We start from the raw sequence: 12,824 nt of genomic DNA, 5'->3' as shown, positions 1-12,824 counted from the left end.
GCCCCTTTATTCCCGCGCTTGACGGCTATGCCCTCAATGTGGGAACAAAGGGTGAATTCGACACATCTCCCTCTGTTCGGTGTTACCTGTATCCCGGTTTATTTCTGTTTCCGGCTGAATTTGTCCAATACCTTTTCCTGGAATAATTGCATCAACTCGTAGAAGCTGGGGATAAACATCGTGGCAAAAATGGTGTTTACCGCCATGCCGAATACGACCGCCGCTCCTAAGGATAGACGGCTTCCCGCTCCGGCTCCTGTTGCAAACAGCAGAGGCATGACCCCTAAGACGAATGCGAATGAAGTCATCAGGATCGGACGCAGACGGACATGGCCGGCTTCGAGTGCGGATTCGCGTATCGGATTGCCGGCCTTATGGTAGTCACGGGCAAATTCGACAATCAGGATACCGTTCTTCGCAGAGAGGGCGATCAGCAGGATGATACCGATTTGCGTATAGATGCTGACCGGCACGCCCATGACGAAACAACCCAAAATGGCCCCTAACAGGGCGATCGGAAGTCCCATGATGGCGGCGATCGGGCTTGTCCAACTTTCATACTGGGCGGAGAGAACCAGGAAGGCGACCAAAAGAGCCATTGCAAAGACGAGCATGGTGGTGGAGCCTGCTTTCGTTTCCTGGTAAGCGACGGATGTCCATTCATATCCGAAATTACCGCCTAACTGCTCCTGTACGAGTTCTTCCATAGCCTGGATCGCTTCGCCGGAACTATATTTCGGATTGGCTATGCAGGTGATGGATGCCGACTTATACATATTGTACAGGTTGATCTGGTCCAGTCCCAACTGCTCCTTCACCTCCGTAAAGGCGGAGAAAGGAACCATTTTGCCGGAATTGTTTTCGAGGCTCAGGTGCAACACGTCGTCTATGACTTTTTGAGCCTGGTCGTTGGCTTCGATCTTGACCTGGTAGATACGCCCGAACTCGACGAAATCGTTTACATAGGCGGCTCCCATATAGTAGCTTAGAGTCGCGAAAACCTGGTTGAGCTGAAGGCCGAGCAATTGCACCTTGTCGCGGTCGATTTCCAGTTTGTATTGAGGGACGTTGGCTTGGTACATGCTGGAAAGGCTGAGCAGTTGCGGTTTGCTCCGGTACGTGGCTTGCAATGTTTCGATGGCATGCTGCATCTCCGTCGGTCCCAGATTCTTACGATCTTCCAATTGGAGTTGCAGGCCTCCCGAAGCTCCCAATCCGGGGATGGCAGGGGGGACCATGGCGAATATCTGTGCTTCCTGGATGCCGTAGGCTTCGCGGTTGAAACGGTTTACGACGGCCGAGGCGGTATGCTCTTTGCCTTTTCGTTCGTTCCAGTTTTTCAGGATCACGAAATAGGTCCCTGCGTTCGAGAGTTCGCCGCCCCCCATGATCGAGAAACCGTTTACCCCGATATAGGTCTTGATTTCGGGATAGCTGTCGAGGATCTTGTCGATCTGTTTTCCGACCGCTTCCGTACGGTTCAGGCTGGCTGCCGGCGGGAGCTGGGTGGATACCAGGAAATAGCCGTCATCCTCTTCCGGGATGAAAGTAGTCGGCCAGCGCATAAACATGACGATGGCAATGACCGTTATGATCCCGAATATCGCCATCGTGACAAACGGGCTTTTCAGCATGCGGCCGACAATGTCGTCATATATTTTCTGGGTTTTGCCGAACACCTTGTTGAAGGCTTTGAATACAAAGAATTTCGGTTCTTTGTTCGCTTGCAGGAACAGGGCGCACAGGGCCGGCGTAAGCGTCAGCGAGTTGAATCCGCTTAAGACGGTGGCGGCTGCGATTGTCAGGGCAAATTGTTTGTATAACTGGCCGGAGATACCGCTGATGAAGGTTGTCGGGATAAAGACCGCCAGCAACACCAGCACGACGCCTACGATCGGGCCGACAATTTCACCCATCGCTTCCGTCACGGCCTCACGGGCGGTATATTTCCCCGTATCCATCAGCCGAGACGAGTTTTCCACCACCACGATCGCATCATCCACCACGATCGCGATGGCCAGGATCAACCCGAACAAGGTCAACGTATTGATCGAGAAGCCCAAAGCCGACATGACCGCCAGTGTTCCGATCAGGGAGACGGGGATGGTGATGCAGGGGATGATGACGGCACGGAAGTTCTGGAGGAACAGGAAGATGACCAGTATGACGAGGGCCGTCGTCTCCAGGAAAGTGACGAGCACTTCGTCGATGGAGGCATTGATTACCTGTGTCGTGTCCAGCGTCACATCATAGACGACTCCTTCCGGCAGGTTCGCGGCCAGCTGTTCCATTTTGGCCCGTACCCCTTTGGCCACTTCCAGCGAATTGGAACCGGGAAGCTGGTAAATGGCTATGGCGGCACTCGGCCGGCCTTTCAGTTTGGAGGTGACATTGTAGGAAGAACTGCCCAGTTCGATATGGGCGACATCCTTCAAGCGGAGAATCTTGCCGCCCTCTTCCGTACGGAGGATGATGTCTCCGAATTCTTCCGGAGTCGTCAGACGGCCTTTAACCGTCAGTGTGTACTGGAACGGGTTGTCCGCTTTGGCTATCGGTTGCCCGACGTAACCGGCCGAAACCTGTGTGTTCTGTGTCGAGATCGCCTGGAAGATCATATCCGGCGTGAGGTTGCGGATGCGCATGGCATTCGGGTCGAGCCATATACGCATGCTGTAGCTTCCGGCTCCCATGACACTGACGGAGCCGACACCCGGCAGACGCGTCAGCTCGTCCGTCATATTGAGGCTGGCGTAGTTGCTCAGGTATAGCCCGCTGTAAGTGGAGTCGCGGGCGCTTAGCGTCAGCATCATGACGATGTTGGACGACTGCTTCTTGGTCGTGATGCCTTGTACGATCACGGCTTCCGGCAGGCTGCTTTGTGCAATGCTGACACGGTTCTGCACCATGACGGTCGCCATGTCGATATCGGTCCCGACTGCGAACGTGATGGTTAGGGAATAGGCTCCCGAACTGGATGAATTGGAACTCATATAAAGCATTCCATCCACACCGTTTACCTGTTGTTCGATGGGCAATCCCACGGTCTGCGCCACGGTTTCCGCGTCCGCACCCGGGTAGAAAGCCGATACCTGTACGGTCGGCGGCGTGATTTCCGGATATTGCGCGATGGGAAGTATGTGTAGCGTGACCAATCCGGCTACCACCAGGATCAGGGCGAGGACAGTAGCGAATATCGGTCTGTTTATGAAGAATTTTACCATAGCTTTTTATTTTATAGGCTGAATACTCATACCATCCCTGACTTTCAGCAGGGCGGTTGTCACATACCGTTCGTCGGGGCGGATACCGCTGATGACCTGCCGGAGCGTATCGTCCACCAACTGCCCGGGTTCGATATGGCGGTATCGTACGACATCCGAGTCGTTCACGATATACAGGTATTTCCCCAACTGGTCGGTCCCGATAGAGGCGTCGCGCACGAGGACTGCGTCTTTCTGTTCGCTGTAGGGCAAGGTGATCGTAACATACAACCCGCTTTTCAACTCGCCGTCCTTGTTTTCGAGATTGGCACGGACGTTCAGCGTACCGGTCGACAGGTCGACGTTGGGAGAGAGGTAGTCGAGTGTCCCGGTATAACTTTGCCGTCCGTCCTGTCCGAGGCGTATGGAAACATGGGTAGGCATCTTGACGTTCGGATCGTTCTGGGCGGCAATCATTTTCATCCGCATGAACTGGTTGTCTTCGATATTGAAATTGGCGTACATGATGTCGTCTTTATATAAGGTTGCCAAAGTGACGGGTTGGACGGCACCGTTGATATAGTTGCCCACATCATAGCTTGCACGGGTGACACGCCCGTCGTAGGGAGCCCGGATATAGCAATAGCCCAGATTGGTCCGGGCTGTTTTCAAAGCCGCTTCGGCGTTGCGTACGGATGCTTCCATTTCCGCTGCGGTCGATTCGGCCTGCAAGACCTGTATTTGGCTGACGGCTCCGCTCTTGGCGGCTTCTTTCATGCGTTCGTAGTTGCTGCGGGCATATTCGACCTGGGCCTTTGCCGTGTTTAGCGCGGCTTCCGCCTGGGTGACATTGTTTTGGTAGACTTCCGGTTCGATCACGAATATCAGGTCGCCTTTCTTCACTTTGGCGCCCGGCACGAGTTGCGAGGATTGCAGATATCCGTTCACGCGTGCTACCAGGTTGACCATGCGGTCGGAACTCAAATAGCCCGGATAGTCTTTTGTCAGCGTGATATCTCGCACGACCGGCATCGCGACGCTTATGGAAGGAGCCGGCATCTCCGTCTGGTGACTTTTCTCTTTACACCCGGCAAGCAGGACGATGGACAATCCCATCATCCCTATTTTAATAGCAGTCTTCATCTCTCTTATTTTTTAATTCTTAATTCTTAATTTTTAATTCTCAATCTCCCAACCGCCGCCTAAAGCCTGGTAAAGCTGGATCAGGCTCAAGAGGGACGATCCTCTGGCTTGTGTCAGTTCGTTCTCGTAGGAGAGGAGAGAACGTTGTGCGTCCAGGACATTTTGGAAAGGCGTAAGCCCCTGTTTATAGAGGTCGAGCGAAAGTTCCAACGTTTGTTTCCCCTGGTTGACGACTTCCCGGAGCGCGACGATCTGCTTGATCGAGTTCTTATAGGAATTCATGGCATTGTCCACTTCCTGGACGGCAGTCAGTACATCCTGGTTGAATTGCCGGATCGACTCGTCGAGCTGGGCTTTAGCCAGCCGAGTCGCCTGTGCCAACTTCGTCCCCTGGAAGAAGTTCCAGGAGATGGCCGGGGCGATCTCGTAGGTCAAACTGTTATGGTTTACCAGTTTGTCCAAATCATGAGAAGCGAAGCCCACCGATCCTTTTACGAAAACCTTCGGCCACCAGTCTGATTTGGAGGCTCCGAGCGATGCGGCCTGTGCATTCACCAGGCGTTCGGCTGCCCGGATGTCCGGACGGCGTAGCAGCAGGTTGGCGGGAATGCCGATACCGACAGGCTCGATATATTCCGGCAGCGGTTTTCGCGTTTCCATGATTTTCCGTACGTCCCAGGGATAGAGTCCCATCAGTACGCCCAAAGCGTTCGTGTACTGGATGATCCCGGCTTCCAGCATGGGGAGGGAGGCTTTTGTGTCGTAGTAGACGGATAAGGCCTGCGCGACATCCAATTTCGAGACAAGCCCTGTCTCGTATCTTTTTTCCGTGATCTTGACGACCGCTTGTTGCGACAGGCAGTTCTTTTTGACGACTTCCACTTCCTGTTGCAGTTCCCGCAGGTTGATATAGGCGGATGCCACCTGTGCGCAAAGGGAGACCATCACGGCGTTATAGTCCTCTTTGGAAGCTGCAAAGTTCTCCTTTTGGGCCTTTACGCGGTTGCGGATGCTTCCGAACACATCGATCTCCCAGTTCATGGACAGGGCGGCATCGCCGTATTGGGTCGTTGTCTGCGGCAGGCTGCTCGTATGGCCGCTGCTTTGTTGCCGGGTCCAGCCGGCAGCGAGTCCCAGGGTCGGCGAATAGCTACCCTGTTGTATGCGCAGATTGGCTTTTGCCATAGCGATACGGTCTGCTGCCATCAGTACGGAGTAATTTTGCTTTACGGCTACTTCTATCAGCGAGTCCAGTGTGGGATCGTTGAAGTTTTTCCACCACTGGTCGTCTACCGGTAATGTCTGTTGAAAATCACTGTCGTTTTCCTGCCACGCTTCCGGTAATGCGTGATCCAGGTATTTGTGCTCTTTCTGTGCAGGCAACGTTATCGGCAAGGACAGGCAAAGCACAGCATAACACCATGTACGTATATGCATAACTTTTTTGTTTAGATTTAGCCATTAAAGAACAGACTTGCCGTATAATTGTTTGCCTCTTTTTATTTCTTTCTGTTTATTTTAATAGGTGGGATGCATTGCTGCTTCGTTCTCTCCGTTCGCTGTCGCGTCTGAAACTCGCTTCGCTTGGGACAGCAGACGCTCCGTTCGCTCGCTGCGGTCTCTGCGCTTGACGCTCACCAGCTTAGGCCGGAGATAGAGCCTGACGGCAAAAGAGAGGCTGAGGGGCTTTGGGGATTGCCTAATTCCCCTCAAGGCTCTTTTTCAGTTTCCGATAGACATATATGAATGCCGGGACGAGGAACAGGTCGGCTGCTATCCAGGCGGTCGGATCGCCATAGCAAACGGCCAAGAATCCGAATACCGGGACGGCATAGATACTGACCAGCGTGCGTGCGATCATTTCGGAAACTCCGGAAAGCATCGCCAGATTGGTGTACCCTGCGCCTTGTATGGTATAGCGCAGGATGCAGAGCAGTCCTAAGATCGGAAAGAAATAGCAGGAAACATGGAGGAAAAGCACCGTGTTCCCAAGTATTTCCGTTTCCGAAGCGTCGACGAACAACAGCGATATCTTGTCGGAGACCGACATCAGGATCGTAAATGTGAAGACGGCGTAGACCATCATCATCAGCGAGCTGGCCTTGATGCCCTGCCAGATGCGTTCGGGCTTTCCGGCTCCGTAGTTTTGTCCCGTATAGGTCGCCATCGCTATCCCTAAGCTCTCGAAGGCGCAGATAAAGAACATCTTGATTCGCATGGCGGCTGTGAAAGCGGCTACGCAAGCCGTTCCCAAGGCGTTATTGGCACTTTGGAGCAGGATGCTGCCGATCGCCGTAATGGAGAATTGAAGTCCCATAGGCACCCCGATATACAAAAGGTTTTTAGCCAGTGGGAAGCGGAATTTCCGGTCGTCGGCCGTCCCTTTCAGAATGGGGAAATGCTTGTACATATAGAAATAGCACAAAAGCGCCGACACGCCTTGCGAGACGACGGTGGCGATGCCGGCCCCTAACACGCCCCAGCCCAACACGAGGATGCAGAACAGGTCGAGCACGATGTTCAGCACGGTAGAGAACAGCAGGAACCAGAAAGGCGTTTTGCTGTCGCCGAGTGCGCGTATGATGCTGGACAGCAAGTTATAGAAGAACGTACAGGGTACTCCTATAAACGTTACGAGCAGATAATAGTAAGCTCCGTGGAAAATAGTTTCCGGCGTCTGCATATTTCGCAGGATATCGGCGCAATATAGGCTGGTCAGAACCGCAATGACGACCGACATCAGGGTGGCCAGCTGTAAACTGACCGTCACGTACCGCCGCATTGTCTTGTAGTCCCTTGCCCCGAATTTCTGTGCCACCGGGATCCCGAACCCGCAACAGCACCCGTTGCAAAACCCTAAGATCAGAAACACGACGGAAGTGCTTGCCCCGATCGCCGCCAGATCATTGATCCCTAAGAATTTCCCGACGATGGCGGCATCGACAAGCGAGTAGGTTTGTTGCAATATATTTCCCAGCAACAGGGGAAAAGTGAAACTGAGAATAAGCGGCAGGGGAGCCCCTGCCGTCATTTCTTTGGTAGTAGTTGCCATAAATGTGATACCTAAACGATCCGGGGCGTTATTCCCCTTTCTCGATCTGTTCCTGTACGATCGCATCCACGACAGCGACAGTCGTCAGGTTCAGGATGTCGCGCGTAGAGCTTTCCACGTCGGTGAAATGGATCGGTTTGTTCAAGCCCATCTGGATCGGGCCGATCGTTTCGCTGATGCCGAGCGTGTCGAGCAGCTTGTAGGCGCTATTGGCGGAACTCAGGTTCGGGAAGATCAGCGTGTTGACATCTTTTCCTTTCAGCTTATTGAACGGATACATTTCGTCACGCAGCTTCTTGTCCAGGGCGAAGTTGACCTGCATCTCGCCGTCTACCATCATATCCGGATAGTTCTTGTGCAGGTAGTTGATCGCGTCGTGGACTTTCAGCGGGCTGCCCTGCTTGTCGGAGCCGAAGTTGGAGTAGGACAACATCGCCATAACCGGTTCATGTGCGAAGAACTTCACGGCATCCTGGGTCAGGCGGGCGATATCGATCAATACTTCCGTCGACGGGTGGCGGTTGATCAGCGTGTCGGCGATGAAGAACGTGCCTTTCTTGCAAGTCAGGATATTCAGGGCGCCGAAATGCGTGTAAGACGGACGGATGCCGATGATCTGCTCAGCCATCTTGGTCACTTCGGAGTAGCGGCTGTAAACGCCTGTCACGAAAGCGTCGGCATCGCCTGTCGCGACCATCATCATACCGAAGGCATTGCGGTCGACCATCTTTTCGCAAGCTTCCGAATAGGTGACACCTTCGCGGGCTTTCTTATCGGACAGGATCTTGGCATACCGGTGGCGGCGTTCCGTCTCGCGGTCGTGGCGAAGGTTGACGATTTCGATCCCTTCGAGGCTGATGTTTTCTTCTGCCGCGATCTTTGCCAGGCGTTCTTCGTTGCCTAAGAGGATAGGGATGCAGATACCTTCGGCTTTTGCTTCGGCAGCGGCTTTCAGCATATTGACATGGTTGGCTTCGGCAAATACCACCCGTTTCGGATTGGCCTTGGCCATATCGGTGAACGAGCGGAGCAGCTTGTTGTCATATCCCATCATTTCGCGCAAGTGGTTGGCATAACCTTCCCAGTCGGTGATCGTCCGGCGGGATACGCCCGATTCGATGGCTGCTTTGGCAACGGCACAGGAAACACGGGTCAGGAGCCGCGGGTCGAGCGCTTTCGGCAGGATGTAATCACGTCCGAAAGTCGTCCGTTTCAGTTTGTAGGCTGCGTTCACCACGTCGGGAACCGGTTCTTTGGCAAGTCCGGCGATCGCGTAGACGGCCGCCAATTTCATCTCTTCGTTGATCGCTTTGGCATGCGTGTCCAATGCGCCGCGGAAGATATAGGGGAATCCCAATACATTGTTGATCTGGTTCGGATAGTCGGAGCGGCCTGTGGCGAAAATGATATCGTCGCGTGAAGCCATTGCATCGGCATACGAGATTTCCGGATTCGGGTTGGCCAAAGCGAACACGATCGGGTTCGTGTTCATGGAACGGACCATCTCCTTTGTCAATACATTGGCGACCGATAATCCCAAGAACACGTCGGCTCCGACGACGGCTTCCGCCAATGTCTTGATGTCGCGGTCGGTAGCGAAGAATTTCTTGGATTCGTTCAGGTCCGTGCGATGCGTGGAGATAACGCCCTTGCTGTCGCACATGATGATGTTTTCCTTCTTTGCCCCTAACATTATATATAGTTTCGTGCAAGAGATGGAAGCGGCTCCGGCGCCGTTCACCACGATCTTCACGTCCTCGATCTTCTTCCCGGCGATCTCCAGCGCGTTGATCAAGCCTGCACCGGAGATAATGGCGGTCCCGTGCTGGTCGTCATGCATGACCGGAATATCCAGCTCTTCTTTCAGGCGTGTTTCGATCTTGAAACATTCGGGAGCTTTGATATCTTCGAGGTTGATGCCGCCGAAAGTGGGGGCGATGGCCTTTACGGTCTCGATAAACTTGTCGGGGTCTTTCTCGTTCACTTCGATGTCGAACACATCGATACCGGCAAATATCTTGAACAACAGTCCTTTCCCTTCCATCACCGGTTTGCCGGCCAACGGGCCGATATCTCCTAATCCCAATACGGCTGTGCCGTTTGAAATGACCGCTACCAGGTTCCCTTTAGAAGTATATTTGTAAGCATCCAACGGATTCTTTTCGATTTCCAGGCAGGGTTCGGCAACGCCGGGCGAATAAGCCAGCGACAAATCCATCTGGGTACTATAGGGCTTGGTGGGAACGACTTCTATCTTTCCCGGCTTGCCTTGCGCATGATAGCGGAGTGCTTCTTCTTTCGTGATCTTAGCCATAGACTGTATAGTTTTTAATTGTTGTTTTGTCTTTCGAAAATTGCGCACAAAAGTAACAAATTATTATGAATATGGCATCAAACGCTTACATTTAGTTGCTTGAATTTTGTGTATTTGCAGGTTTCGGCTATTTGTGTTATCTTCGTACCCTCGATTTGACAAGGACGGAATGTGAAACAGACAATCGCGAAATATATGAAATGGTTGCTGCCTGCACTTTTTATAGTGTACTACAGCAGCGTTTCTTTGTTTATGCACGTCCATGTCGAGCATGGCACGACGATAGTCCATTCGCACCCGTTCAGGAAGGCGGCAGACGGTACTTACCACCGTCACTCGTCTCTTGCGGAAATCCAGCTGTTCCATTTGCTGACGACTGTCCATGTGGAGGACGGGGCGATCCATTCGCTGCTTCTGCAATTTTATGCTACACCGAATTATAAGATAATCGAAAATCCGGTCTTCCCGGATCATCTGCTCCCTGTCTTGGGGAAACTGTTCCTTCGCGCTCCTCCCTTTGTCTGATCAAGATAGCATCTGCCGTTGGTAGGAAATCAAAAAAGTTTCACCTTTTGCGAGAGGGTGAAACAAAAGTTTCAGTTTGTTCCGTGCCGGTGAAAATTTATTTTCACTTGCGGGAAACTTTATTTTCACCGGCGTGAAACAAAAGTTTCATGCAAAGGAAACTGTTATTGCCTGCAAGCCTTTCTTGCGGCGGATGCACAGCCATGTGAATTTTTATGCAAGTCTTTATTTTATCAGAACAAACGAAATGAATAAGATTATTATACTTATACTATGCCTGTGCTGTGCCTTTACGGTCGCGCGGGCGGAGGAGGGTCCTGCCTTGAATCCATCGGACGCGAACATTGTCGGTCATGTGGTGGACCGGAAAACCGGCGAACATTTGTCTTTCATTACCATCTTCTTGAAAGGAACGACTATCGGGACTTCGACCGATGCCACGGGCCATTATTATCTGAAGAACCTGCCGGAAGGGAAATTCACGGTCGTGATGAAGACGATGGGCTATAAAACCATCGAGACACCCGTAACGCTGAAAAAAGGGAAGACGCTGGAAATCAATTTCGAGGCGGAAGAAGAAGCCTTGTCTTTGGATGGAGTCGTGGTTTCGGCCAACCGGAACGAGACGACCCGGCGTATGGCTCCGTCGCTTGTGAACGTGCTGGATTCGAAAATGTTCGAGACGACGCATGCCACTTCGCTTGCCGACGGGCTGAACTTCCAGCCGGGCGTGCGGGTGGAAAACAATTGCCAGAACTGCGGTTTCCAGCAGGTGCGTATCAACGGGCTGGAAGGTCCGTACACGCAGATATTGGTGGACAGCCGTCCCATATTCAGTGCGCTGACGGGCGTGTACGGCCTCGAACAGATTCCGGCCAATATGATCGAGCGTGTCGAGATCATGCGCGGCGGCGGTTCCGCCCTTTTCGGTTCGTCGGCAATTGCGGGCACGATCAATATCATTACGAAAGAACCTTTGCGCAACTCGGCCCAGATCGCCCATTCGCTGACGATGATCGGAGGAAGCCGCCCGGACAATAATACGACCTTGAATGCTTCCTTGGTGACGGACGACCACAAGGCAGGCGTCTATCTTTTCGGGCAGAGCCGCCATCGTTCGGCTTACGATCATGACGGGGACGGCTTTTCCGAACTTGGGCAGTTGGAAGCCCGGACGGTCGGTTTCCGTTCCTATCTGAAGACGAGCACCTATTCCAAACTGGGTTTCGAATACCATAATATAAGCGAGTACCGTCGTGGCGGCGACCAGATCCACCGGCCGCCCCATGAAGCGTGGGTGGCGGAACAGACGGACCACAGCATCAATGGCGGCGGCCTGAAGTTCGACCTGTTCTCCAAAGACTATAAACATCGCCTGAACGTCTATACTTCCGCGCAGCATACGAACCGGAAGAGTTATTACGGGACCAACCGGAATCCGGATGCGTACGGGCATACGACGGACATGACGGTTGTCGCCGGTTCGCAGTATTCCTATTCGGCCGATAAATGCTTGTTCATGCCGGCGGAGTTTACCGGCGGCATGGAATATAACTTCGACGAGCTGAAGGACGAGATGTTGGGGTATAACCGTATCGTGGACCAGACGGTCCATATCGGTAGTCTGTTCCTGCAGAACGAGTGGAAGAATGAGAAATGGAGTTTCCTGGTCGGCGGTCGTTTCGACAAGCATAACCTGATCGATCATCTGATCTTCAGTCCGCGTGCGAATGTCCGTTTCAATCCGACCGAAGACATCAATCTCCGTTTGTCCTATTCGAGCGGTTTCCGTGCCCCGCAGGCATTTGACGAGGACCTGCATGTGGCGGCCGTCGGTGGCGAAGTGGCGATCATCCGGCTTGCCGAGGACCTGAAAGAGGAGAAGTCCAGGAGCATCAGCGCTTCGGCGGATTTCTATCATCGTTTCGGTCCGGTCCAGTTGAACTTGTTGGTGGAAGGTTTCTATACGGATCTGAGCGATGTGTTCTTCCTGCAAGAGAAAGGGCATGACGATCAGGGCAACCTGATTATGGAACGGCGCAATAAGGACGGCGCCCGCGTGATGGGGGTCAATTTGGAAGGAAAGATGGCGTATGCCTGGCTGCAACTTCAGGCGGGCGCGACCATCCAGCGCAGCCGTTACAAGGAGGCAGTGACCTGGAGCGAGACGAACCCGGATCTGCCGGCACAGAAAAAGATGTTCCGTACGCCGGATGTGTACGGTTATTTTACTTCCACCTTTACACCGGTCAAACGTCTGGCCGTTTCACTGACGGGGACCTATACGGGAACCATGTTGGTGCAACACCTGGCCGGCTATATTCCGGAGGACCGGGAGGTGCAGACGCCTGATTTCTTTGATCTGAACATGAAGGTCGCGTACGACTTTCCTTTGTATAAGTCGGTGACTTTGCAGTTGAACGCCGGCGTGCAAAACATATTCGAGGCTTATCAGAGCGATTTCGATCAGGGCAAGGACCGCGACTCCAAATATATCTACGGTCCCGGAACTCCGCGCAGTTATTTTGTGGGGTGTAAAATCAGCTATTAAGCCGTGGAAAAGGAAAGAAGGTGTGTCAAAATATAAAAT

Annotated in this window: 7 protein-coding genes; 2 read left to right on the top strand and 5 right to left on the bottom strand. The window is 52.9% G+C overall.

Features of this window, described 5'->3' with window-relative positions:
* Nucleotides 1-98: 98 nt before the first annotated feature.
* From ACW6QF_RS09550 to ACW6QF_RS09530, 5 genes are all read right to left on the bottom strand, one after another.
* Nucleotides 99-3,221 carry an efflux RND transporter permease subunit gene (locus ACW6QF_RS09550; RefSeq protein ID WP_456087637.1) on the bottom strand — a complete coding sequence of 1,041 codons (3,123 nt, stop codon included), beginning with the start codon at nucleotides 3,219-3,221 and terminating at the stop codon, nucleotides 99-101.
* Nucleotides 3,222-3,227: 6 nt separating this feature from the next.
* Entirely contained in the window at nucleotides 3,228-4,343 is a 1,116-nt protein-coding gene (locus ACW6QF_RS09545) for an efflux RND transporter periplasmic adaptor subunit (protein WP_456087636.1), read from the bottom strand.
* Between the two features lie 33 nt (nucleotides 4,344-4,376).
* Nucleotides 4,377-5,780, bottom strand: coding sequence for an efflux transporter outer membrane subunit (locus ACW6QF_RS09540; RefSeq protein WP_456087635.1), 1,404 nt, complete (start codon nucleotides 5,778-5,780; stop codon nucleotides 4,377-4,379).
* 262 nt (nucleotides 5,781-6,042) lie between these two features.
* Nucleotides 6,043-7,395 (bottom strand): MATE family efflux transporter, encoded by a 1,353-nt coding sequence (locus ACW6QF_RS09535; RefSeq protein WP_298548444.1) that lies wholly within the window; start codon nucleotides 7,393-7,395, stop codon nucleotides 6,043-6,045.
* A gap of 28 nt (nucleotides 7,396-7,423) precedes the next feature.
* Nucleotides 7,424-9,709 carry an NADP-dependent malic enzyme gene (locus ACW6QF_RS09530; protein WP_456087634.1) on the bottom strand — a complete coding sequence of 762 codons (2,286 nt, stop codon included), beginning with the start codon at nucleotides 9,707-9,709 and terminating at the stop codon, nucleotides 7,424-7,426.
* 171 nt (nucleotides 9,710-9,880) lie between these two features.
* On the opposite strand from ACW6QF_RS09530, the gene ACW6QF_RS09525 reads away from it, so the two are divergent.
* The gene (locus ACW6QF_RS09525; RefSeq protein WP_298548438.1) at nucleotides 9,881-10,234 is read left to right on the top strand and encodes a hypothetical protein; all 354 of its coding nucleotides are present in this window, start codon (nucleotides 9,881-9,883) and stop codon (nucleotides 10,232-10,234) included.
* Between the two features lie 247 nt (nucleotides 10,235-10,481).
* Nucleotides 10,482-12,785 (top strand): TonB-dependent receptor, encoded by a 2,304-nt coding sequence (locus ACW6QF_RS09520; protein WP_456087633.1) that lies wholly within the window; start codon nucleotides 10,482-10,484, stop codon nucleotides 12,783-12,785.
* Nucleotides 12,786-12,824: the final 39 nt, after the last annotated feature.

This window comes from Parabacteroides sp. (assembly GCF_977054455.1).
The sequence above is the reverse complement of the archived record's forward strand: the minus strand, read 5'-3'. Positions and strand labels throughout refer to the sequence as shown.